This window comes from Mesorhizobium sp. B1-1-6, from assembly GCF_006443035.1.
Taxonomy (GTDB): Bacteria; Pseudomonadota; Alphaproteobacteria; order Rhizobiales; family Rhizobiaceae; genus Mesorhizobium.
On record NZ_VFWR01000007.1, the window covers coordinates 224738 to 246870 of the forward strand.

Genomic DNA, 22133 nt, shown 5'->3' on the forward strand with positions numbered 1-22133 from the left:
TCTCTACCGCTCAGCCCTTGGTCTCAGGTGCGGCCGTGGCGCCCGCCGGATGCCCGCTGCCGCCCTTGTTCTTCTCGAGCACCGCCTCGGTGATCGAGTTCGGCAGCCTGCGTGGCGTCTCGATCAGGCCGAGCACCGGCATGATGATCAGGAAGAAGGCGAAGTAGAACAGCGTCGCCATCTGCGCCATGAACACGTAGCTGCCTTCCGCCGGCTGCGAGCCCAGCCAGCCAAGCAGGATGGCATCGGCCACGAACAGCCAGAAGAACAGCTTGTACCAGGGCCGGTAGACCGCCGAGCGCACCTTGGAGGTGTCTAGCCACGGCACCAGGAACAGCATGGCGATGGCGCCGAACATGCACAGCACGCCGCCGAGCTTGGAGTTGATCGGCCCGATGTTGAAGGTAATGGCGCGCAGGATCGCGTAGAACGGCAGGAAGTACCATTCCGGAACGATGTGGGCCGGCGTCTTCAGCGGGTTGGCGACCGTGTAGTTGTCGGGGTGGCCGAGATAGTTCGGCAGGTAGAAGACGAAATAGGCGAAGAAGAACAGGAACACGATCATGCCGAACGCGTCCTTGATGGTCGCGTAAGGGGTGAAGGCGACGGTGTCGGTCTTCGACTTCACCTCGATGCCGGTCGGGTTCGACTGGCCCACGACATGCAGCGCCCAGATGTGCAGCACGACCACGCCGGCGATCATGAACGGCAGCAGGTAATGCAGCGCGAAGAAGCGATTGAGGGTCGGATTGTCGACCGCGAAACCGCCGAGCAGAAGCTGCTGGATCCAGTCGCCGACCAGTGGAATGGCGCTGAAGAAGCCGGTGATGACGGTGGCGCCCCAGAAACTCATCTGGCCCCACGGCAGCACGTAGCCCATGAAGCCGGTCGCCATCATCAGGAGGTAGATGATGCAGCCAAGGATCCACAGCAGCTCGCGCGGCGCCTTGTAGGAGCCGTAATAGAGCCCGCGGAAGATATGGATGTAGACCGCGACGAAGAAGAACGAGGCGCCGTTGGCATGCATGTAGCGCAGCAGCCAGCCGGAATTCACGTCGCGCATGATCTTTTCGACCGAATCGAAAGCGAGATTGGTGTCGGATGTGTAGTGCATGGCCAGCACGATGCCGGTCAGTATCTGCGCCACCAGCATGATCGACAGGATGCCGCCGAAGGTCCAGGCATAGTTGAGGTTGCGCGGCACCGGATAGGCGACGAAGCTGTCATAGATCAGCCGCGGCAGAGGCATGCGCGCATCGAACCAGCGCTCGATACCGGTCTTGGGCGTATAGGTCGAGTGTCCCTCGCTCATCGAAATATCCCCTGCCTCAACCGATAAGGATCTTGGTATCGGAAATGAACTTGAATACCGGCACAGCCATGTTCTCGGGCGCCGGGCCTTTGCGGATGCGGCCGGCGGTATCGTATTGCGAACCGTGGCACGGGCAGAACCAGCCGCCGAAATCGCCTTCCTGGCCGAGCGGAATGCAGCCCAGATGCGTGCAGACCTGAACCATCACCATCCAGGCTTCCTTGCCGGGCGTGGTGCGGTTGGCGTCGGTCGCCGGCGCGTCGGCCGGCAGGTTGGCGTTGCGGGCGATCGGATCCTTGAGATCGGCGAGATTGACGGCCTCGCCGTCCTTCATCTCCTTTTCGGTGCGGTTGCGCACCACGACCGGCTTGCCGCGCCACTTGACGATCAGCGACATGCCCGGCGTCAGCGAGGAGACGTCGACCTCGACCGAGGCGAGCGCCAGCGTCGAGGCATCGGGGCGCATCTGGTCGATGAACGGCCACGCGACGGCGCCCGCGCCGACCACGGCGGCCATGCCGGTGGCGACGTAGAGAAAATCTCGACGGTTGGGATCCTGGGTGTCGGTTGCGCTCACGGGTGCCTGATCCTTTCGCCTCTTCCGTGCCGGTGGGCGAGCCTTGTTCCCCGCTCATTCACGCCAACCCGACAGCGCATGGCGAACAGGCTAGCGAATTCCTCCGGCATTTGGACTTCGGTTTATGCGTGAAGCCCGTTTTTGTCCAGACGGGTGAAGGCACAAGGGCAGATTGTCGCGGGGACGAAATCCGGCACCGCGCGACAAGGCGGCGGATGACCGTGAAACACCGCCAAACAGCCGGGAAACAGTAGCGAATCCGGGGGCCAGCTTCGCCTCGACACCTGGCTCCGGGGGGTCTATCCTGCCCCCATGGCGCATGTCTTAGACCGCGAAGAATGGGCTGTTCGCCCCGACCGCTGGAAGGGCGAGTTGCAATGTGCCCCCTACGGTTCCAACTCCTGCCTGATCTTCAACTACCTGCCGGAGACCGGCGGCGGACCGCGCCTGCATTCCCATCCCTACGCCGAGATCTTCATCATCCGCCAGGGCATCGGCCTGTTCACGGTCGGCGGTGAGGAGATCGAGGCCTCTGCCGGCCAGATCGTCATCGTGCCGCCCGGCACGCCGCACAAATTCACCAATCTCGGCCCCGGCCCGCTGGAGACGACCGACATCCACGAGAACGGCACTTTCATTACCCAGTGGCTGGAGTGATCCAGGACCAGGTGATTCCTGGAAAAGCGCAATTCCTGGAAAAGTATGAAACGGTTTCCGTCCGCAAACGGGTCAAACAATCCAGCCCTGTCGGTCTTCCGATCGCCGCCTAGATCTATGGCATAGGCAGCCGGCAGGGTCAGGACATGCAAACCTCGAACATCGAAATCGAAGAGCTTAGCATAGCGATCCGCGAGGCGGGCCCGGCTGAAGCGCCTGCATTCCTGCTGCTGCACGGCTGGCCGCAAAGCTCCTATGCGTTCGAAGGGGTGATCGGCCGGCTGGCTGCCGACTACCGTTTCGTCGCACCTGACCTGCCCTGCATCGGCGGCTCGCAAGGCATGCCTGAGGCCGGCGACAAGAGAACTCTGGCGAGGCTGATGAGAGGCGTTGCCGAGGCCTGCGGGCTGCGGCACCTCTTGGCGGCCGGTCATGATGTCGGCGGCCAGATCGTGTTCGCCCTGCTGCGCGACCATCCCGAGATCCTTTCCGGCGCGGCGATCATGGATGTCGCTGTTCCGGGTGTCGCGCCATGGGAAGAGGTCATTCGCAATCCGCGGATCTGGCACTTTGCCTTCCATGCCGTCCCGGCGCTGCCGGAAACGCTGGTGAGCGGCCACCAAAGCACCTATTTCGACTTCTTCTTCAATGTGCTTTCGAAGGATCGGACATCGATCCCGGCGCAGGCCAGGGAAATCTATGCGAGAGCCTATTCCCGGCCTGAAAGCCTCCAGGCCGGTTTCGATTGGTATCGCGCCTTCCCCGAAGATGCCAAAGCCAATGCCGCGCGGCCCGCGACGCCGACAGCGATTCCGGTGCTGTATCTCAGGGGCTCGGCCGAGTCCGGCGACATCGGCGACTATGTCGAGGGCCTCAGGGCCGCCGGGCTGTCGAATGTCGAGGGCGACATCATTGCCGACAGCGGGCACTTCGTCCCCGATGAGAACCCCGAAGCGCTCGCCAGCCGCCTGGCGAGATTCCACAGGGAGATCGGCGCGGCAAGCGCCAACCCTACATGGCGCCGAGCCTGACCAGCACCGCCTTCGGGATGTTGTATTCGCGGATGACGGCATCGTGCTTTCGAAGGCCGCACAGTTCGCGCTGGATGAAGTAGCCATGCACCGCCACCGCCGCCTCCTTGAGCAGCCGGGGACGCAACTGCTCGTCGCCATTGTTGCGCAGTCGGGCCAGCGTTTCTTCGACGCGTTGTCCGGCGCGGCCGAGTGCCGCCGCCTTCTCGGCAAGGACTTCATGGCCGAGCGCGTCGAAGGCGGCTTCGGCGGCCGAGGCACTGGTCAGACGGGACGGCGGGCGCAGGGACATTTTCAACCTCCTTTCTCGAAGATCATCCGGTGCGTGACGAATTCTTCGCCCGCCACCGGCGCGAAGCCAAGCCGCTCATAGAAGCCGAAGGCTTCCTGCGGCGCACGGGTGTTGAGCACGGCGAAATAGCGGCGTGCCCTGTCGACAACGGTCTCGACCAGCATGCGGCCAAGGCCCGTGCGCCGATGGCGCGCGCCGACGAACAAATGCCGGACCCGGCCATGGTCCCTGCCCTCGAAATAGGGATCGATGTTCAGCCCGCACACGCCGGCGAGTTCGACGCCGTGCCATGCTCCGAACAGTGCCTCCCCCTGTTTCAGGAACTTGTTGCGGCCGCCTGCCCAGCCGTCGCGGAGCCGCACCAGCATCCAGTAGCCTTCCCGCCGGCTCTCTTCCATCAGCGCATCGAAGGCCGGTGTCGTCGGCCGCAGCCGTTTCAGCAGATAGTCGGTCTCATGCGTCGCGCCCATGCCGCTACTCCGCCGGCCGCGTCTCTTCCAGCACGGCTTCCTCATGATAGAGGAAGCCGCCGGACTGACGCTTCCACAGCCGCGCGTAGAGCCCGTCGAGCGCCACCAGTTCGTCATGCGTGCCTTGTTCGACAATGCGGCCGCCGTCGAGCACGACGAGGCGGTCAAGCGCGGCGATCGTCGACAGCCGGTGGGCGATGGCTATGACCGTCTTGCCTTCCATCAGCCGCGTCAGGTTTTCCTGGATCGCCGCCTCGATGTCGGAATCAAGTGCCGAGGTCGCCTCGTCCAATATCAGGATCGGCGCATCCTTGAGGAAGACACGCGCGATCGCCACGCGCTGGCGCTGGCCGCCCGACAGTTTGACGCCGCGCTCGCCGACATAGGCCTCGTAGCCCTGTCGGTCGCGATTGTCGCGCAAGGTCAGGATGAAATCATGCGCCTCGGCTTTCCTGGCCGCCGCGATCACCTGCGCGTCGGTGGCGTCGGGCATGCCGAGTTTGATATTGTCGCGCAGCGAACGGTGGAAAAGTGCCGTGTCCTGACTGACGACGCCGATATTGGCGCGCAGCGAATTTTGCGTCACCTGCGAGACATCCTGGCCGTCGATGGCGATCTTTCCGCCTTCGAGTTCGTACAGCCGCAGGATAAGGTTGGCGAGCGTGGTCTTGCCGGCGCCGGACGGCCCGACCAGCCCGACCTTCTCGCCCGGCCGCACCACGAGATCGATGCCGTTGAGCACGCCGAACCCCTTGCCGTAGTGGAACTCGACATTCTTCACCTCGATGCGCCCGCCGGCCACGACCAGTTCCCGGGCGTCGGGTGCGTCGACCAGACCGAGCGGCTGCGAGATCAGCGCCTTGGAATTCTCCAGCACGCCGAGATTGCGCAGGATGCTGTTGAGCTGCATCATCAGCCGGCCAAGCAGCATGTTGAGCCGCAGCACCAGCGACAGTGTGAAGGCGACCGCCCCGACGGTGATCGAGCCCTCGACCCAGAGATAGACGGCAAAGCAGCCGATCGCCGTGATCATGATGCCCGACAGCGTCGTCAGCGCCATGCGCACGCCGGTCAGCCGGCGCGTGAACGGGCGCAACGCGTCGAGATAGATGTCGAAGCCGCTCCTGATGTAGCGGTCGTCGCCATCGGCGGAGAACAGTTTCAGCGTCTGTACGTTGGAGTAGGAATCGACGATGCGGCCGGTGATCATCGACCCCGCCTCGGCGGTCGCCTCGGCATGTTTGCGGATTGCCGGCAGATAGAGCCTGGCCAGCCAGGCGAAGGCCGCGATCCAGATCACCACCAGCACTGCGAGCCTGATATCGAGCCCCGCGACCAGCGCCAGCGTCGTCACCGTATAGACGATCATGAACCAGACGACCTCGATGAAGCTTTCCATCAGGTCGCCGGTCGCTTGCCCAGCCTGCCAGACTTTTGTCGCGATGCGGCCGGCGAAATCGTTCTGGAAGAAGGAGTAGGACTGGCGCGACACGTGCCGGTGCGCCTGCCAACGCACCAGATTGTAGAAGCCGGGCGTGATTGTCTGCTCGTCGACCAGGGCCGACAGGCCGACGACGATGGTGCGGACGACCAGCACCACGACGATCATGAACACAAGTTCCGGCCCGGCGGCCGTCCACAACGCATGCCAGCTGCGTTCGCCGGGAAGCTGGTCGAGGATGTCGACCAGCCGCCCGACAAAGTAGAACAGCCCGGCCTCGACCAGCGGCGCGATGCCGCCGATGACCAGCATGGCGAAGAAGGCGAACTTGGCCTGGCCGACATAGTGCCAGAGAAAACCGGCGACGCCGGACGGCGGCCGAAGATTCGTGGGCTCCCTGAACGGATAGACCCAGTTCTCGAACCAGCGATAGACGGCTGTCATCATGCGGCGGCGGCCATCATTCAGCGGCTTGTCCCTTTGCGCCAACGTCATTGGCAACAACGTCGCTTGCGGCACCGATCGGGCCGTCATCCAGCAGGAAACCGCCCGACTGGCGCTGCCAGAGCTGCGCGTAGAGCCCGCCCCTGGCCACCAATTCCTCGTGCGAACCTTCCTCGATGACGCGTCCCTGGTCCATCACCACAAGCCTGTCCATCGCCGCGATGGTCGACAGCCGGTGGGCGATGGCGATGACGGTCTTGCCTTGCATGAGCTTGTAGAGGTTCTCCTGGATGGCCGCTTCCGCCTCGGAATCCAGCGCTGACGTCGCCTCGTCAAGGATAAGTATGGGCGCGTCCTTCAACATAACGCGAGCGATGGCGATGCGTTGCCGCTGGCCGCCGGACAGTTTGACGCCGCGGTCGCCGACATAGGCGTCGAATCCCTTGCGGCCGCTATGGTCCGAAAGCCCGGCGATGAAGTCCAGCGCCTCGGCGCGCCGCGCAGCCTCGACAAGCATGTCGTCGCTGGCGTCGGGCCGGCCATAGAGGATGTTTTCGCGCACCGAACGATGCAGCAACGAGGTGTCCTGCGTGACCATGCCGATCTGGGCGCGCAGCGAATCCTGTTTCACCGCTGCGATCTCCTGGCCGTCGATCAGGATACGGCCGGCTTCGAGGTCGTAGAACCGCAGCAGAAGATTGACCAGCGTCGACTTGCCGGCGCCGGAGCGGCCGACAATGCCAACCTTCTCGCCCGGCTTCACCGCCAGCGACAGGTTCTCGATGACGCCCTTCTGCTTGCCATAGTGGAAGCGGATGTCCTCGAAGCGTATCTCGCCTTTGGAGACCGTGATCTCCTTCGCACCGGGCCTGTCCTCGACAAGGCGCGGCAGCGAAATCGAGGCGATGCCGTCCTGCACCGTGCCGATATTCTCGAACAGGCCCGACATTTCCCACATGATCCACTGCGACATGCCCCACATCCGCAGAACCAGGCCGATGACCACGGCGACCGCGCCGATCGTCACCGCCTGGCCCAGCCACAGCCACAACGAGATGGCGGTAACCGAGAACAGGAGAAGCGCATTCAGGATGTAGAGCGAGCCGAACAGCACCGTCACCAGCCGCATCGACCGGTAGACCGTGTCGAGGAAGCCCATCATGCCCTCCTTGGCGAAGGAGGCCTCGCGGCGGGCATGGCTGAACAGCTTGACCGTCTGGATGTTGGAGTAGCTGTCGACAACGCGGCCGGTCATGACCGAGCGCGCATTGGCCTGTTCCTCGCCGACCTTGCCCAGCCGAGGAATGAAATAGCGCAGCAGAAGGATGTAGCCGACCATCCACACGCCGAGCGGTGCGGCCAGCCGCCAGTCGGCCGAGCCGACGATGAGCAGCATGCCGAGGAAATAGACGATGACGTAGTTCAGGACGTCGATCACCTTGATCACGCATTCGCGCACGGCGAGCGCCGTCTGCATCAGCTTGGTGGCGATGCGGCCGGCGAATTCGTCCTGGTAGAAGCTCATCGATTGCTTCAGCAGGTAGCGGTGCACCTGCCAGCGGATGCGCATGGGATAGTTGCCCATCAGCGTCTGCTGGTTGAGCAGCGAATGCAGCCATACCGTGCCAGGCAGCGCGAACAGCACGATGAAGGCCATGCTGGCGAGCTTCCAGCCCTCCGTCTGCAGGAAGGTTTCGCGGTTCTGCGCCGAAAGCCAGTCGACGATGCGGCCGAGGAAGCCGAACATCCACACTTCCGCGATGGCGATTGCCGCCACCAGCACCGCATCGACCAGGATATAGGGCCATGCGCCGCGCGTGTAATGCAGGCAGAAGGCAACCAGCGTCTTGGGCGGCTCGACCGGCTCCGCGCCCGGGAACGGATCGAGCCTTTTTTCAAACCAGCTAAACAACAACATAGGTCATGCTCATGAAATCTGTTTCCGCTCACGCGGCGCGTGAACGTACGAAGTCCTCGGACCGCATGGCGCCGAGGGCCGACGGTCCGGAATCATCCGGACCGTCGGCCTTGCTTCGCGCTATATAGGGGTTCGCGGGCTTTTCGCCGACAGGCTCTTTTGTTGATCCTGACGGTGCGGTGTCGACAAGGCGGATCTTCGCGCCCGGCCGGATCGCCCGGATGATACGGCGCACCAACGAGGGCCGGCTCGGGTCGGGAACCGCGCGCGAGAAATCGACATCGGGCAGCATGCCGCGATGCGGACGCCGGCGAACCTCGGCGTGGACCGCCGACGAATACGTTTCGCCGATCAGCAGCGCCCAGGTCGGCAGCCGGTGGATATGCAGGCTCCTCGAGCCCGGTATTCTGTAGGGATCGAACATCGGTCCGTCCTCCGTGTGAAAATAGAGATAAAAAGGGTGTTCGACGTCCTGCCGCGGGATCGGCGGCTGATCAGTCGAGACGCGTTGGGGCGGGGCCATCGGCCCCTTCGGCAGCTTGAAAAACATCGCAGGATTCCTTCGAAGACCAGGGAATGGTTTCGGCGGAAATCGGTGCGGAAGCGTCTAAGAGATCAGGAGAACCGTCGTACCGAAACCGCCAGCGGGCATGTAAGCCCACGGAGAGGGTGCTGGATGTGCATGGTCATCATGAATTACCCCTCCTTCGGTTCGGGTTGACAATGTACGCTGTATACCCGACTTCGCAGAAAATGGCCACCCGCAGGTCCAGCAATTTCCAAAACCGCGAAGCCGCTGTGGCCGATTTGCCACTTAATAGAAGGATGCGGAAATGAACGACCGTCTCCGCATCGCCCTGTACCAGCCTGACATCGCCGGCAACACCGGCACAATCCTGCGCTTCGCCGCCTGCCTCGGGATCGGCGTCGACATCATCGAACCGACTGGCTTTCCGCTCTCCGATAAAGCGCTCAGGCGCGCCGGCATGGATTACCTCGAAATGGCTGCCCTGACCCGGCATGTCGACTGGCACGCCTTCGAGGAGTGGCGCAAGGCCCGCGCGCGCCGGCTGGTGCTGCTGTCGACCAAGGCCGCGACCCCATACACCAGCTTCAACTTCGCCACTGGCGATATCCTTTTGTTCGGCCGTGAATCCGCAGGCGTGCCGGATCCGGTCCATCAGGCGGCGGACGCGCGGCTGACGATCCCGATGCAGGCCAGCGCGCGCAGCATCAATGTGGCGCTCTCCGCCGCCATGGTGGCCGGCGAAGCCACGCGACAACTGGGCCAGAATGCCATCCGCTGAAGCGGCGGCCACGGTCCCGCCGGCGCCCGCGACACGGCCCTCGCCCGTCATTCTCACCCAGGCGCACATCGCCATCTCCTGTCGTTTGCATGTCGATGGCTTCTTCGCTACAAGCTCAACTTAACTTGAGGTCAAGCGGAAAAGTGCGAGATGGCGCCAGCAGCGGAATTAACGGTTGGCCAAGTGGCCGCGCGCAGCGGTGTCGCGGTGTCGGCGCTGCATTTCTACGAAGCTCGCGGCCTGATCCGCAGCCACCGCACGGCAGGCAACCAGCGCCGCTACGGCCGCGACGTACTAAGGCGCGTGGCCATCATCAAGATCGCGCAGGAGGTCGGCATTTCGCTGGCCGAGATAGCGACGGCGCTTCAATCCCTGCCCGAGGGCCGCACCCCGACGCGCGACGACTGGAGCCTGCTGTCGACCGCCTGGCGCGACGGGCTCGACCGCAAGATCGGTCAATTGAAGAAATTGCGCGACGGGCTGACCGACTGCATCGGCTGCGGCTGCATGTCGATCGACAAATGTCCGCTCCGCAACAAGGATGACCGGCTGGCCAGGGAAGGAACAGGGGCGAGAAGACTGGTTCTTCCTTCTCTCGGTTCACGGAGAGAAGGTGCCTGAGCGTAGTGAAGGCGGATACAAGGGGCGACGCCTGTATTGGGTTGTCCCCGTAAACAGGGCGAGGAATTCTAATCCGCCGCCGGCAGGCGCCTTATGGTGAATTCGATCAAATCGCCCGGCCGTTCGAACCAGCTTTCGATCTCGGTCCAGTAAGCCTGCTTGGGGAAGCGCTCGAACCATTCCTTTGCCTTGAGGCGAGCGTCCGAACGCGGCAGGACGAAGGTTTCGCGCAAAAATCCGTCGCGCGGCATGCGCGCGCGTTCAGCCCGGCTTTGATCGAGCCTTTTCTTCAGGCCATCCAACGGCGGTCTTGCCGGGGTGCGCACGAAGGTCTCCTTGCTCCGATCAGATCAGACTTGACCCTTTCCCCTAAGAGATTAGGGATCGCGCCGGCAAAAGACGAGTCATTTGTAGGGGCCGGCCGCCCCGAAACCGGAGACAGCACTTGGAACGACCTGAAATACCGGTTGGCCTGCCCGCCGACATCGAAGAAAAGAAGATGAAGGCACGGCTGTGGTTCGAGGCGCTGCGAGAACGCATCTGCGGCGCCTTCGAGCAGATCGAGCAGGATCTCCAGGGCCCGCTCGCTTCATGGTCGCCGGGCCGGTTCGAAAGGACGCCGTGGGAGCGTGACTCCGGCAAGGGCGGTGGCGGAACCATGTCGATGATGCACGGCCGAGTCTTCGAGAAGGTTGGCGTCCACACCTCGACGGTTTACGGCGAATTCTCGCCCGAATTCAGGAAGCAGATGCCCGGCGCCGAGGAGGACCCGCGCTTCTGGGCATCCGGCATTTCGCTGATCGCGCACCCTTGGAACCCCAACGTTCCGGCCGTGCACATGAATACGCGCATGGTCGTCACCTCGCGCCACTGGTTCGGCGGCGGCGCCGACCTCACCCCGGTGCTCGACCGACGCCGCACACAGGACGACCCTGACACAATGGCCTTCCACCGCGCCATGCAGTTCGCCTGCGAGAAGAACGCCGGCATCGCCGACCATGCGAAATTCAAGGCCTGGTGCGACGAGTATTTCTTCCTTCCGCATCGCAACGAGCCGCGCGGCACCGGCGGCATCTTTTTCGACTGGCTGCATTCGGGCGAGGACAAAGGCGGCTGGAATGCCGATTTCAACTTCGTCCAGGATGTCGGGCGCGCTTTTCTCGTGGTCTACGGCCATCTGGTGCGGGGTAATTTTAACGAGAACTGGACCGATGGCGACCGCGACGAACAGCTCATCCGTCGCGGCCGTTACGTCGAGTTCAACCTGCTTCACGATCGCGGCACCATCTTCGGCCTGAAAACCGGCGGAAACGTCGCCTCGATCCTCTCCAGCCTGCCGCCGGAGGCTCGCTGGCCGTAAAAAGATGGTGAGCGCGCCGTGAGCCGCATTGATGTCCCATTCGCTGCGAAATGGGCACCGAATGTGGCGCGGGAGCCGTCGCAAAGTTTCTTTTTCGTCTAATAGGCATCGGAAAAGACTAGGCTATTTGTCGGGACGGGTCGGGAAGCGCCGGCGGTTCGCCTGCGCAATTCCAGGAGTGCAGAGCGGTTCTCCGTTCGGAATTGCGTCAGAACGAAGCGGATCGCGACTCGACGCAACCGGACGGCCCAGGACGATGCGGGACACCTCTGCCAAAAGGGTGCCCGCGCTTTCCAGGAGTACTTCGCAATGCGCAAGATCATTGTTTCGGCCGCAGCGGCTGCCATTCTTGCTTCCGGTTCGGTGGCATTCGCCGCCGTCAAGCACACCACCGGCACGATCAAGACCTTTGATACGGCGTCCAAAAGCCTGGTTCTCGACAATGGATCGTCTTTTACGCTTCCCCGGACCTTCAAGGATCCTGGCCTGAAGGTCGGCGAGAAGGTCAGAGTTTCATGGGACATGAGCGGCAAGGATAAGGTTGCCGAGGCAGTCAAGATCATGAAGTGATGACCTGCCCATAGGGCTGGCGTAAGAGGGCGGAGCAGCGCTGCTCCGCCTTTTTGTCGTTGACGGCAATCAATGCCACCCCATCTGTGTTATGGTTTCACCCGCTCGTGGTCCAACCAGTCTCAAGGTCGGACAACGCGCCAAGAAGATGCGGAGTCCCTGCCGCCTTTTGCAGGACGGTCGACCGGACTCCATGGAGGAAAAGGAGAAATCCCATGAAGGAATTCCACTGCGGCTCGCTCGTTCCAGGTTGTGAATGGCACACGCGCGCCGAGGAGGAAGCCGAGGTCATGCGCCGTGCCGTCGAACATATGCGCGAGACGCATGGCGAGACGATCATCCGCGAAACGATGATCGAAGCGATCCGCTCGCGCATCGAGAAGGTCCGCGACGCGGCCTGATTTGGAGCAAGTTCCGGAAATCGCGGCGATTTCCGCCCGGATTGCGTTGACTGATGCTTTATCCGGCCTTCAGGGCCTGCGCGGCGCGCTTGAGCAGCGCGTCGCGATCGGGCCCAAACCCGGCATCGACCCATTCCGCTTCGAGATTCCTGAGGATCGCGCCGAGTTTTGGCCCGGGCATCCCCCCGATCGCCGTCAGATCGGCGCCCTTGAGCGGAAACACGGGCCTTTCCCATCTCAATGCGAAGGCGAGAAGTCGGGAAAAGCCGCCTGCCTCGATGAGCGCATCGGTCTGGTCCACCGCGCGCACCCGTGCCGCTGCGAGTGACAGGCGAAGCCGGTCGACGACCCCCTGCCGGTCGCCGCGGTAGAGCGTCTTGGCCAGTTCGCCTTCGGTCGTTTTCGGCGCGATCCCCGGCGTAAGCGCCCAGTCGCGCAAACGGTTTGCTTCCGCCGTCGACAGTCTCAGCCGCTCGACCAGCGTCTTCATGCGCGCCGCATCCGGCGGCACGATCGCCTCCAGCCTGAGCAGCGGGTCCGCGGTCCAGCCCAGATCCTTCTCGGCTCTGGCCAGGCCGTGGATCGCGTCGATGCCCCATTTCTCGCTTTCCGGCAGCACGCTGGTCAAAACGCTCGCCTGCCGCATCCACAACAGCGCGCGGGACGGATCGGCCGCCGACAACAGTTTCTTGAGTTCGGACCAGACGCGCTCGGCCGAGAGCTGCACGAGCCCTCCCTTCAGCCGGGCGCAAGCCTTCAGCCCCTCGGCGTCCGGCCGGCCTTCGCCATACCAGGCGAAGAAGCGGAAAAAGCGCAGGATACGCAGATAGTCCTCGCGGATACGCGCTTCCGGATCGCCGATGAAGCGCAGCCGGCGCCCCTCTATGTCGGCGACGCCGCCGACCAGATCGACGACCGTGCCGTCGGCTTCCGCGTAGAGCGCATTGATGGTGAAGTCGCGCCGTTCGGCATCAAGCTTCCAGTCTCGCCCGAACGACACCTTGGCGCGGCGGCCGTCGGTCTCGATATCCGCGCGCAGCGTGGTGATTTCATAAGGCTTGCCGCCGGCAATCACGGTGATCGTGCCGTGCTCGATGCCGGTCGGAACCGTCTTGAACCTCGCCGCCTCGGCGCGGCGGATTGTCTCCTGCGGTAGGCAGGTGGTGGCGATGTCGATGTCGGCGACGGGCTGGCCGATCAGCGTGTTACGCACCGCGCCGCCGGCGACCCGCGCTGCCTCGCCGCCGCTCGCCAGAATGGCAAGCAGGCGCTGCAGATGCTTGTCGCCGAGCCAGTCGGCCCTGTCAGCGATCGAGACCTTCACCCATAGAGCCTTTCATAGAGCGTGCGGATGATGCCGGCGGTGACGCCCCAGATGCGCCGGTCGCCATAGGGCATATCGTAGAAGAACCATTCGAGATCGTTCCAAATGCGGCTGTCCCTGATGTGGTTGGCCGGATCCATGAGGAAGCGCAGCGGCACTTCGAAGGCCAAGTCGACCTCCTCGGCATTGAGTGTCAACTGGAAAGGCGGCCGCACGATGCCCAGCACCGGCGCGATCCTGTAACCGCTGCCCGCGACATAATCGGGCATGCGGCCGATGACCTCGATATGGTCCCGGCCAAGGCCGATTTCCTCGAAAGCCTCGCGCAGCGCCGCCGCTTCCGGACTGGCGTCGGTCGGATCGATCGTCCCGCCGGGAAAGGCCACCTGCCCGGAATGGTTGCGCAGCGTCTCGGCCCGCTTGGTCAAAAGAACCGTGGCATCGTCCTGGTGATCGACGATCGGGATCAGCACCGCCGCTTCGCGCAGCGGTTTCGCCCGGTGGAGGCGCGGATGGCCTGGATTGAAGCGATGATCGCCATAGTCGTCGCCGGCATGCGCCTGCGGCTGCGCGGCAAAGCGCGCGCGCAAATCGGCAATGGAAAAGGGCGTCGGCGTCACCTGGTCCATCATGAACTGTCCGTCACGCGCTCAGCTGCCTCAGCCTGTCGGCCGGCATGATCGGATAGGCCTGGCCTTTCGAACGAACGGCAAACATCAACCTGCCGCCGATCTCGATCTCCTCGCCATGCTCGACCAGTTCGTACATCACCGGCCGCGCCACCAGCGCCTCCAGCCGCCCGCGCACCAGCACATAAGGCTTCAGCCCGCCGGTCTCGTGCTCGTCGACGAAGCGCAGCGGCCGCTCCGGTCCGGCCTCGACGACGTCGCCGACATTGGTGCGGAACGTGATGATCTGGCCCTCGCCGCTGCCCGAGACATCCATCTCGACGGCGATGAAGGGTGCGTCGGCGACGCGGATGCCGACCTTTTCCACCGGCGTCACCAGATAGGTCCTGCCGTCCGCGTCCTTGCGCAGCACCGAGGAAAAAAGCTGTACCAGCGGCATGCGGCCGATCGGCGTGCCGAGATAGAACCAGGTGCCGTCAGCCTTGATTTCCATATCCAAATCGCCGCAGAAGTCGGGATTCCAGCGCTCCACCGGGGCCGGCCCCTTGCCGGCGCGGGCCGCACGCGAGATCAGCGCCTCGAGGCCGCGCGCCTCGGTCGCGGCCGCCAGGCTTTGCTGTCTTTGTTCGGAGCCCTCTGCCATCGTCACGAAATAGTCACTGTTGTTGCGCTTGTCAGCCTAACTCTGTGATTTAAATTTGAAGGCAGGCGCCAGACGGAGCCGAATCGCGGCATTCTGCGTCAAGCTGGTATTTCCAACCACAAGGATCGATGCTGCATGAGCGTGATGGTCAAGGAAAGCCCGATCAGCGAAAAAGACATGATCGCCGAGGCCGAGAAGGCGCTGGCCGACATTTCTAGGGTCCGCGACGGGGTCGGTCGCATCATCTTCGGCCAGGAAAGTGTCGTCGAACGCGCTCTGGTGGCGCTTCTGGCCGGCGGCCACGCGCTGCTGGTCGGCGTGCCGGGCCTCGCCAAGACCAAGCTGGTCGAGACGCTGGGCATCGTGCTCGGCCTCGATTCGCGCCGCATCCAATTCACCCCCGACCTGATGCCCTCGGACATTCTCGGCTCCGAGGTGATGGAGCAGGACGAATTCGGCAAGCGCTCCTTCCGCTTCATTTCCGGGCCGATCTTCGCGCAGTTGCTGATGGCCGACGAGATCAACCGCGCCTCGCCGCGCACCCAGTCGGCGCTGCTGCAGGCCATGCAGGAGTATCACGTCACCATTGCCGGTGCCCGCCACGACCTGCCCTCGCCTTTCCATGTGCTCGCGACGCAAAACCCGCTGGAACAGGAAGGCACCTATCCGCTGCCCGAGGCACAGCTCGACCGTTTTTTGATGCAGGTCGACATCCTCTATCCCGAACTCGAGGCCGAGCGCCGCATCCTTTTGGAAACCACCGGCGTCGAGGACGCGAAGGCACAGAATGTGCTGCAGCCGGCGCGGCTGAGGGATATCCAGACGCTGATCCGCCGCATGCCGGTGCCTGAAAGCGTGGTCGAGGCGATCCTGGCCCTGGTGCGCTCGGCGCGCCCCGGCCAGGGCAATGCCGAAACCGACAGGCATGTCGCCTGGGGCCCGGGTCCCCGCGCCAGCCAGGCACTGATGCTGTGCACGAGGGCGCGCGCGCTCTATGATGGGCGGCTGGCGCCGTCGGTCGACGATGTGCGTGCTCTGGCCGAGCCGGTGCTCCAGCACCGCATGGCGCTGACCTTCGCCGCCCGCGCCGAAGGCACCAGCGTGCGCGACGTGGTGGCCAAGCTCGTGAAAGGGATTTGATGGCGCGCATCGGCGAGCTCCAGGCTCCGGCAGCGACGCGCGATGCGCTCGCCCGCGGCCGGTTGCGGGCTTCGCTCGTGCCCGACTTGCTGGTCGAGGCGCGCCGCATCGTCAACACCGTGATCGCCGGCTGGCATGGCCGCCGCAAGCGCGGCATCGGCGAGAATTTCTGGCAGTTCCGGCCCTATGTCGAAGGCGATTCCTCCCGCATCGACTGGCGCCGCTCGGCCCGCGACGACCACACCTATGTACGCGACCGCGAGTGGGAGGCGGCCCATACGGTGTGGCTGTGGGCCGATCCCTCGCCGTCCATGCTCTACAAATCGACCGGTGCCGCCGTTTCCAAGCAATCGCGCGGCCTGGTGCTGGCGCTGGCCATGGCCGAGCTGCTGTCGCGCAGCGGAGAGCGCATCGCCTGGCCCGGCCTTACCGATCCGTTCACCGCCCGCAACGGCGCCGAGCGCATCGCCGCCCAGCTCATGCATGCCGGCGACTTGCCGGCCAAGCCCGATCTCTCCGGCATCCGCCGCTTCTGCGACATCGTCATCGCCAGTGATTTCCTCGACCCGGTCGAGGAAACCATGGCCTGGCTCGACGTGCTCGCCCGCCATGGCGTGCGCGCGCATTTGATTGAGGTCGCCGACCCGGCCGAGGAGACATTCCCCTATGCCGGCCGCACCGAATTCACCGACCCGGAGAGCGGCGACAAGCTGACCGCCGGCCGCGCCGAGATGCTGGCCGATGAGTATCGCCTGCTCTATGGCGCCCGACGCCAGGAACTGGCCAGCTGGTGCAAACGGCTCGGCTGGAGCTTCACCGTCAACCACACCGATCGGCTGGCTTCCGACGCCCTGGTACGCCTGCACATGGCGATGACGGATGGCGGTCAGCCCGGGCTGACCGCTATTGGCCACGTCGGCATGATCGCCGGTGGCGATCAGCCCAGGCCCATCGCTGGCGATCGTGGCGGCATGATCGCTGGTGGCGATCAGCCAGGAAAGGCCGTCGCATGAGCTGGCTGCCGCTTTCCTTTGGCGCGCCCATGCTGCTGTGGGGTCTTTTGGCGCTGCCGGTGATCTGGTGGCTGCTCAGGCTGACCCCGCCCAGGCCGCAGACCGAGGTGTTTCCGCCGCTGAAGATCCTGGCGCGCGTGCTGAAGCGCGAGGAAACCCCGCAGCAGAGCCCCTGGTGGCTGACGCTGCTCAGGCTGCTGATGGCGGCGCTCATCGTCGCCGCCCTTGCCGAACCGGTCTTCAATCCGCGCGAGAAACTGCCGGCCGAGGGCGCGGCCCTGGCGCTGGTCGTCGACAATGGCTGGGCAAGCGCCGCCGACTGGAACAAGCGCATCGCAACCGCCGAGCGGCTGATCGCCGACGCCGGTTCGAACGGCGTGCCGGTCATCATCGCCTTCACCGCCGAAAAACCTAATGCCGAGATCGGCCCCTTCGATGCGGCCGCGGCGCTCGACCGCCTGCGCGCGGCAAAGCCGCGGCCGATCCCGACCGACCGACCGGCGGTCTACGCCCGCGTCGCCGCCGCCCTGGAGCGCCTGCCGGGCGCCAGCGTCGCCGTGCTGGCCGACGGACTGGCGGCGAAGGGCGACGAGGCCGCCTTCAACACTCTCCTGTCCAAAAACGCCGCCCGCGTCGTGTGGGCCGTTGCCGACCGGATGTCGCTGACCGGCCTGACAGGCGCCGAGAACGACGTCGACGGTTTTGCCCTCACCGCCATCCGCGCGCCCGGCGATGCGGCCCCGGCGCAAGTCACCGCTGGCGCCTTCGACGACAAGGGCCGCCGCATCGCCGATGCGACGCTGACTTTCGCACCCGGTCAATCCACCGCCACCGGCACCATGGCGGTGCCGTTCGAGCTGCGCAACGATTTCGCCTCGATCGCGCTCGACGGCGAGCGTCAGGCGGGCGCGGTGCGCGTGCTGGACGAAAGCTCCAAGCGCCGCCGCGTCGGACTCCTGTCGCAGGCCGAGGCCGACCAGGCGCAGCCGCTGCTGTCGCCGCTCTACTATATCAGGCGCGCGCTCCAGCCCTTCGCCGACCTGGTCGAACCTTCCAGCGCCGACCTGGCCGACGCCATTCCGCAGATACTCGACCAGAAGCCGGCGATGATCGTCATGGCCGATATCGGTACCATTCCCGCACAGATCAGGCCAAGGCTCGTCGACTGGGTTGAAAAGGGCGGCACCCTGGTGCGTTTCGCCGGGTCGCGGCTGGCCGCCGCCGGCAATGACGACGACCTGCTGCCGGTGCGTCTGCGCACCGGCGAACGCTCGCTCGGCGGCGCATTGTCCTGGACCACGCCGCAGCCGGTCACCGAATTCCCCAAGGCTGGCCCCTTCGCCGATCTGGCGCCGCCGACCGAGGTGACCGTTTCCAGGCAGGTGCTGGCCGAACCGACGCCCGATATCGTCGAGCGCACCTGGGCAGCGCTTGCCGACGGCACGCCTCTGGTCACCGGCCTGAAGAAGGGCAAGGGCACGCTCGTGCTGTTCCACGTCACGCCCGAAGCAACCTGGTCGAACCTGCCGATCTCCGGCAGCTTCGTCGAGATGCTGCGCCGCATCGTGCAGCTGTCGCGCAACCAGGGAGCCGCCATCGCCAATGCCGAAGCCGCCGCCACCTCGCTGGCGCCCTACCGCATGATAGCGGCCGACGGAATGCTGGTGCCGCCGACGCCGGATGCGCGCCCGCTGGTGCCGGGCGCCGGTACACTGCCGGTGACCTTCGAAAACCCGCCCGGCCTCTATGGCTCGGAAGCCGGCGTTTTCGCCCACAATTTGCTCGATGCGACAAGCACGCTTGCGCCGCTGGCGCGCCCGCAAATCACTGTCCCGGTCACCACAATTCAGTATGCCTTTGACGAATCGCGTAATTTGAAGGGCGCGCTGGTGGCCGCTGCGCTGGCGCTGATGGTGCTCGATACGCTGGCGGTGTTCTGGATGGGCGGCCTGTTGACGCGCAGGCCGCGCCGCGCTGCGGCCGTAACCACCATGGCGGCCATTCTGATCGGGCTCGGCGCGCTGTTCGGCCATGTCGGCCCCGCGCGCGCCGACGATGCCAAGCCTGGCGACACCGCCGCGATAGAGGACATCTCCAAGACCCGGATAGCCTATGTGCTGACTGGCGTGCCCGGCGACGATTCGATCAGTCGCGCCGGGCTCGAGGGCCTGACCCGCTTCCTCATCGAGAAGACCGCGCTCGAGCCGGGCGCGCCGGCCGGCGTCGACATCTCCAAGGACGAGCTTTCGTTCTTTCCCCTCATCTATTGGCCGATCGATCCGGCCGCAGCCATGCCCAGCCAGGCCGCGATTGCCCGTATCGATGCCTATATGCAGCAGGGCGGCACCGTGCTGTTCGACACGCGCGACCAGTTCGCCAACGGCATCGGCGCCGACTCGACCAGCCCCGCCACCGAGCGGCTGCGCGACATCCTCGGCAACCTCAACGTGCCGCCGCTGGAGCCGGTGCCGTCGGATCATGTTCTGACCAAATCCTTCTTCATCCTGCCCGAATTCCCTGGCCGCTTCGCCGGCAGCCCGCTCTGGGTCGAGGCATCGCTCGACGCCAGCAATGCCGAAAACCGGCCGGTGCGTACCGGTGACGGCGTCTCGCCGATCATGATCACCGCCAATGATTTTGCTGGCGCCTGGGCCGTCGACGAGAATGGCGACCCGCTGCTGCCGACCGTGCCCAACGACCCGATGCAGCGCATCTATGCGTTGCGCGCCGGGGTCAACATCATGATGTACATGCTGACCGGCAACTACAAATCCGACCAGGTGCACGTGCCCATATTGCTTGAACGGTTGGGCCAGTAAGATGACGCTCCTTCTTGCGCCCGCCCCGCGGATCGGCCCTCCCTGCAAGGGGGAGGGTAAGACGTGAACTGGTCGATCTCCTTCGAACCGCTGATCTCCTGGCCGCTGCTGGCCCTTGTGCTGGTGCCGCTGGCCCTGCTCGCGGCCGTGGGCCTGTGGTTTCGCCAGCGCGGCGCGGTCCTGCGCCTCGTCGCATTGCTGGCGCTCGCCGCCGCTCTCTTCAATCCGGTGTTCCTCAACGAGGAGCGCGAGCCGCAGCAAAGCGTGGTTGCCCTGATCGTCGACCGCAGCCAGAGCCAGGACATCGGTGAACGGACCAAACAGACCGACGAGGCGCTGGCTGGGCTTGAGCAGCGCCTCGGCCGCTTCAAGCAGTTCGACGTCCGCGTCGTCGAGGCCGGCAAGTCGGAAGCCGCCGAGGAACGCACGGAAACGCGGCTGTTCGGCGCGCTCGAAAACGCCTTCCGCGACGTGCCGCCCTCGCGCATCGGCGGCGCCGTCATGATCACCGATGGCGAAGTGCATGACGCACCCGCCGGCGCGCCTGATTTCAATGCCCCGCTGCACGCCTTGATCACCGGCAACGACCACGAGAAGGATCGCCGCATACGTTTCGAGAACGCGCCCCGCTTCGCCCTCGTCGGCAAGCCGCTCGATATGACCTATCGCGTCATTTCAACCAGCAACGAGACCGGGCCGGTCGATGTGCGCGTTTCGGTCAATGGCGAGCAGGTCGCGGTCGAGCATGCCACCGTCGGCCAGGCCATGCCGCTCCACGTGACCATTCCCAGCGCCGGGCGCAACATCATCGAACTCGCCATCGATCGCGAGCCGGGCGAGCTCACCGACACCAACAACCGTGCCATCGCGCTGGTCGACGGCATTCGCGAGAACCTGCGCGTGCTGCTCGTCTCCGGCGAGCCGCATGCGGGCGAGCGCACCTGGCGCAATCTGTTGAAATCCGACGCCTCGGTCGATCTCGTCCATTTCACCATCCTGCGGCCACCGGAGAAGCAGGACGGCACGCCGATCAATGAATTGTCGCTGATCGCCTTCCCGACGCGGGAACTGTTCGTCGAGAAGATCAAGGATTTCGACCTGATCATCTTCGACCGCTACCAGCACCGCGACGTGCTGCCGATCCTCTATTACGACTACATCTCCGAATATGTCGAAAAAGGCGGCGCGCTGCTGATTGCGGCCGGACCCGAATATGCCGGTGAAAGCTCGATCGCGCGCACGCCGCTGATGTCGGCGCTGCCGGCGATGCCGACCGGCGAGGTCGTCGACAAGGCGTTCTACCCACGCCTCACCGACATCGGCCAGCGCCATCCGGTGACGCGCGGTCTCGACGGTTCTGCCAGCGAGCCGCCGCACTGGAGCCGCTGGTTCCGCACCATAGGCGTGCAGAATCCCGAAGGCGAGGTGGTGATGAAGGGGGCCGACAACCGGCCGCTGCTCCTGCTCGACCGCAAGGGAGAAGGCCGCGTCGGCATGCTTCTGTCCGACCAGGGCTGGCTGTGGGCGCGCGGCTTCGAAGGCGGCGGCCCGCATGTCCAGCTCTACCGCCGCATCGCCCACTGGCTGATGAAGGAGCCAGAGCTCGAGGAGGAACGGCTGACCGCCGACGGGCGCGGCATGGTGCTGGAAATCCGCCGCCAGACCATGGCCGACGACCCCGGCCCGGCCCAGATCATTACGCCCTCCGGCAAGACCATTACCGTCAAGCTCGAGAAATCCGAACCCGGTGTCTTCCTGGGCAGCGCCCAGACCTCCGAGATCGGCCTTTACCAGGTCGGCAATGGCGACCTTACCGCGCTCGCCCATGTCGGGCCGGTCAACGCACCCGAATTCGCCGACGTCGTTTCCACGCAGGACCGGCTGAAGGCTCCCGCCGAAGCCACCGGCGGCAGCGTTCGCAGGCTTGCGGGATCGACCCTTGGAGGCGGCGACGTGACCTTGCCCTCGATCGTCCCCGTACGGTCCTCGGGAGAAGCGTCCGGCGCCGACTGGATCGGCCTGCGCACCACCGACGACAGCGTGCTCAAGGCGGTCTCGCGCGTTCCGCTGTTCGGCGGCTTTCTCGGCCTCGGCCTGCTGCTGCTGGCGATGGGTTCGATGTGGTACCGCGAAGGACGATAGGAGCATTTTCCCTCCTCCCCTT

At 64.8% G+C, this 22133-nt stretch carries 22 protein-coding genes; 11 read left to right on the forward strand and 11 right to left on the reverse strand.

The features are described 5' to 3' along the window. Positions 1–10 precede the first annotated feature (10 nt). Both FJ979_RS16245 and petA read right to left on the reverse strand, forming a co-directional pair. The gene (locus FJ979_RS16245) at positions 11–1312 is read right to left on the reverse strand and encodes a cytochrome b N-terminal domain-containing protein (RefSeq protein ID WP_140496035.1); all 1302 of its coding nucleotides are present in this window, start codon (positions 1310–1312) and stop codon (positions 11–13) included. Between the two features lie 16 nt (positions 1313–1328). Next, positions 1329–1889, reverse strand: a complete 561-nt coding sequence (gene petA, locus FJ979_RS16250) for a ubiquinol-cytochrome c reductase iron-sulfur subunit (protein ID WP_140496036.1) — start codon at positions 1887–1889, stop codon at positions 1329–1331. Positions 1890–2201: 312 nt separating this feature from the next. Between petA and FJ979_RS16255 the strand changes: the two genes are divergently transcribed. Both FJ979_RS16255 and FJ979_RS16260 read left to right on the forward strand, forming a co-directional pair. After that, positions 2202–2546 carry a cupin domain-containing protein gene (locus tag FJ979_RS16255; RefSeq protein ID WP_140582153.1) on the forward strand — a complete coding sequence of 115 codons (345 nt, stop codon included), beginning with the start codon at positions 2202–2204 and terminating at the stop codon, positions 2544–2546. A 146-nt stretch (positions 2547–2692) separates the two neighbouring features. Next, positions 2693–3577, forward strand: coding sequence for an alpha/beta hydrolase (locus FJ979_RS16260; protein ID WP_140582156.1), 885 nt, complete (start codon positions 2693–2695; stop codon positions 3575–3577). Here the strand turns inward: FJ979_RS16260 and FJ979_RS16265 are convergent. From FJ979_RS16265 to FJ979_RS16285, 5 genes are read right to left on the reverse strand one after another with little or no spacing between them, the layout of a single operon-like run. Further along, positions 3558–3869, reverse strand: a complete 312-nt coding sequence (locus FJ979_RS16265) for a DUF6665 family protein (RefSeq protein WP_140496039.1) — start codon at positions 3867–3869, stop codon at positions 3558–3560. The two genes, FJ979_RS16260 and FJ979_RS16265, sit on opposite strands and share 20 nt — an antisense overlap. Before the next feature lie 2 nt (positions 3870–3871). After that, the gene (locus tag FJ979_RS16270) at positions 3872–4339 is read right to left on the reverse strand and encodes a GNAT family N-acetyltransferase (protein WP_140561394.1); all 468 of its coding nucleotides are present in this window, start codon (positions 4337–4339) and stop codon (positions 3872–3874) included. Between the two features lie 4 nt (positions 4340–4343). After that, a complete protein-coding gene (locus tag FJ979_RS16275; RefSeq protein ID WP_140561396.1) occupies positions 4344–6227 on the reverse strand; it encodes an ABC transporter ATP-binding protein in 1884 nt (627 codons plus the stop codon). A 13-nt stretch (positions 6228–6240) separates the two neighbouring features. Continuing rightward, positions 6241–8142, reverse strand: a complete 1902-nt coding sequence (locus FJ979_RS16280) for an ABC transporter ATP-binding protein (protein ID WP_140582158.1) — start codon at positions 8140–8142, stop codon at positions 6241–6243. A 28-nt stretch (positions 8143–8170) separates the two neighbouring features. Next, the gene (locus FJ979_RS16285) at positions 8171–8692 is read right to left on the reverse strand and encodes a hypothetical protein (protein ID WP_181168391.1); all 522 of its coding nucleotides are present in this window, start codon (positions 8690–8692) and stop codon (positions 8171–8173) included. Between the two features lie 283 nt (positions 8693–8975). Here FJ979_RS16285 and FJ979_RS16290 point away from each other — a divergent pair, with 283 nt between their 5' ends. Continuing rightward, positions 8976–9449, forward strand: coding sequence for a tRNA (cytidine(34)-2'-O)-methyltransferase (locus FJ979_RS16290; RefSeq protein ID WP_140582161.1), 474 nt, complete (start codon positions 8976–8978; stop codon positions 9447–9449). A gap of 150 nt (positions 9450–9599) precedes the next feature. Further along, on the forward strand, positions 9600–10070 hold the full coding sequence (gene soxR, locus FJ979_RS16295) for a redox-sensitive transcriptional activator SoxR (protein WP_140567091.1): 471 nt from the start codon (positions 9600–9602) through the stop codon (positions 10068–10070). A 68-nt stretch (positions 10071–10138) separates the two neighbouring features. On the opposite strand, the gene FJ979_RS16300 is transcribed toward soxR, so the two are convergent. Next, positions 10139–10396, reverse strand: a complete 258-nt coding sequence (locus tag FJ979_RS16300) for a hypothetical protein (RefSeq protein ID WP_023770299.1) — start codon at positions 10394–10396, stop codon at positions 10139–10141. 119 nt (positions 10397–10515) lie between these two features. Here FJ979_RS16300 and hemF point away from each other — a divergent pair, with 119 nt between their 5' ends. The 3 genes from hemF to FJ979_RS16315 all read left to right on the forward strand — a co-directional run bounded on the left by hemF (position 10516) and on the right by FJ979_RS16315 (position 12401). Continuing rightward, the gene (gene hemF / locus FJ979_RS16305) at positions 10516–11430 is read left to right on the forward strand and encodes an oxygen-dependent coproporphyrinogen oxidase (RefSeq protein WP_140556107.1); all 915 of its coding nucleotides are present in this window, start codon (positions 10516–10518) and stop codon (positions 11428–11430) included. 309 nt (positions 11431–11739) lie between these two features. After that, a complete protein-coding gene (locus FJ979_RS16310) occupies positions 11740–12000 on the forward strand; it encodes a DUF1344 domain-containing protein (protein ID WP_140567094.1) in 261 nt (86 codons plus the stop codon). Between the two features lie 215 nt (positions 12001–12215). Next, positions 12216–12401 carry a DUF1059 domain-containing protein gene (locus FJ979_RS16315; protein WP_140496047.1) on the forward strand — a complete coding sequence of 62 codons (186 nt, stop codon included), beginning with the start codon at positions 12216–12218 and terminating at the stop codon, positions 12399–12401. 58 nt (positions 12402–12459) lie between these two features. On the opposite strand, the gene FJ979_RS16320 is transcribed toward FJ979_RS16315, so the two are convergent. The 3 genes from FJ979_RS16320 to FJ979_RS16330 are packed head-to-tail and all read right to left on the reverse strand — an operon-like array spanning position 12460 to position 14997. Next, positions 12460–13725: a CCA tRNA nucleotidyltransferase gene (locus FJ979_RS16320; protein WP_140567097.1), complete on the reverse strand. Its 1266-nt coding sequence runs from the start codon at positions 13723–13725 to the stop codon at positions 12460–12462. Continuing rightward, positions 13722–14354, reverse strand: coding sequence for a CoA pyrophosphatase (locus FJ979_RS16325; protein ID WP_140524963.1), 633 nt, complete (start codon positions 14352–14354; stop codon positions 13722–13724). Before FJ979_RS16325 ends, FJ979_RS16320 begins: the two co-directional genes overlap by 4 nt. A gap of 13 nt (positions 14355–14367) precedes the next feature. Then, complete coding sequence (locus FJ979_RS16330; RefSeq protein WP_140517010.1) at positions 14368–14997, reverse strand: DUF1285 domain-containing protein; 630 nt, start codon at positions 14995–14997, stop codon at positions 14368–14370. Positions 14998–15132: 135 nt separating this feature from the next. Here FJ979_RS16330 and FJ979_RS16335 point away from each other — a divergent pair, with 135 nt between their 5' ends. The 4 genes from FJ979_RS16335 to FJ979_RS16350 all read left to right on the forward strand — a co-directional run bounded on the left by FJ979_RS16335 (position 15133) and on the right by FJ979_RS16350 (position 22111). Continuing rightward, complete coding sequence (locus FJ979_RS16335) at positions 15133–16137, forward strand: MoxR family ATPase (RefSeq protein ID WP_140496049.1); 1005 nt, start codon at positions 15133–15135, stop codon at positions 16135–16137. After that, entirely contained in the window at positions 16137–17150 is a 1014-nt protein-coding gene (locus tag FJ979_RS16340; RefSeq protein WP_140516930.1) for a DUF58 domain-containing protein, read from the forward strand. Before FJ979_RS16335 ends, FJ979_RS16340 begins: the two co-directional genes overlap by 1 nt. Further along, the gene (locus tag FJ979_RS16345; protein ID WP_140496051.1) at positions 17147–19969 is read left to right on the forward strand and encodes a DUF4159 domain-containing protein; all 2823 of its coding nucleotides are present in this window, start codon (positions 17147–17149) and stop codon (positions 19967–19969) included. The genes FJ979_RS16340 and FJ979_RS16345 overlap by 4 nt, the downstream gene beginning before the upstream one ends. A 63-nt stretch (positions 19970–20032) precedes the next feature. Beyond that, a complete protein-coding gene (locus FJ979_RS16350) occupies positions 20033–22111 on the forward strand; it encodes a hypothetical protein (protein ID WP_140582163.1) in 2079 nt (692 codons plus the stop codon). The last annotated feature ends 22 nt before the right edge of the window (positions 22112–22133 follow it).

Coding starts and splice junctions, on each gene's coding strand:
- FJ979_RS16245 (WP_140496035.1), bottom strand. CDS start 1,312: ATGAGCGAGGGACACTCGACCTATACGCCCAAGACCGGTATCGAGCGC.
- FJ979_RS16255 (WP_140582153.1), top strand. CDS start 2,202: ATGGCGCATGTCTTAGACCGCGAAGAATGGGCTGTTCGCCCCGACCGC.
- FJ979_RS16260 (WP_140582156.1), top strand. CDS start 2,693: ATGCAAACCTCGAACATCGAAATCGAAGAGCTTAGCATAGCGATCCGC.
- FJ979_RS16265 (WP_140496039.1), bottom strand. CDS start 3,869: ATGTCCCTGCGCCCGCCGTCCCGTCTGACCAGTGCCTCGGCCGCCGAA.
- FJ979_RS16270 (WP_140561394.1), bottom strand. CDS start 4,339: ATGGGCGCGACGCATGAGACCGACTATCTGCTGAAACGGCTGCGGCCG.
- FJ979_RS16275 (WP_140561396.1), bottom strand. CDS start 6,227: ATGATGACAGCCGTCTATCGCTGGTTCGAGAACTGGGTCTATCCGTTC.
- FJ979_RS16280 (WP_140582158.1), bottom strand. CDS start 8,142: ATGTTGTTGTTTAGCTGGTTTGAAAAAAGGCTCGATCCGTTCCCGGGC.
- FJ979_RS16285 (WP_181168391.1), bottom strand. CDS start 8,692: ATGTTTTTCAAGCTGCCGAAGGGGCCGATGGCCCCGCCCCAACGCGTC.
- FJ979_RS16290 (WP_140582161.1), top strand. CDS start 8,976: ATGAACGACCGTCTCCGCATCGCCCTGTACCAGCCTGACATCGCCGGC.
- soxR (WP_140567091.1), top strand. CDS start 9,600: ATGGCGCCAGCAGCGGAATTAACGGTTGGCCAAGTGGCCGCGCGCAGC.
- FJ979_RS16310 (WP_140567094.1), top strand. CDS start 11,740: ATGCGCAAGATCATTGTTTCGGCCGCAGCGGCTGCCATTCTTGCTTCC.
- FJ979_RS16315 (WP_140496047.1), top strand. CDS start 12,216: ATGAAGGAATTCCACTGCGGCTCGCTCGTTCCAGGTTGTGAATGGCAC.
- FJ979_RS16325 (WP_140524963.1), bottom strand. CDS start 14,354: ATGGACCAGGTGACGCCGACGCCCTTTTCCATTGCCGATTTGCGCGCG.
- FJ979_RS16330 (WP_140517010.1), bottom strand. CDS start 14,997: ATGGCAGAGGGCTCCGAACAAAGACAGCAAAGCCTGGCGGCCGCGACC.
- FJ979_RS16335 (WP_140496049.1), top strand. CDS start 15,133: ATGAGCGTGATGGTCAAGGAAAGCCCGATCAGCGAAAAAGACATGATC.
- FJ979_RS16340 (WP_140516930.1), top strand. CDS start 16,137: ATGGCGCGCATCGGCGAGCTCCAGGCTCCGGCAGCGACGCGCGATGCG.
- FJ979_RS16345 (WP_140496051.1), top strand. CDS start 17,147: ATGAGCTGGCTGCCGCTTTCCTTTGGCGCGCCCATGCTGCTGTGGGGT.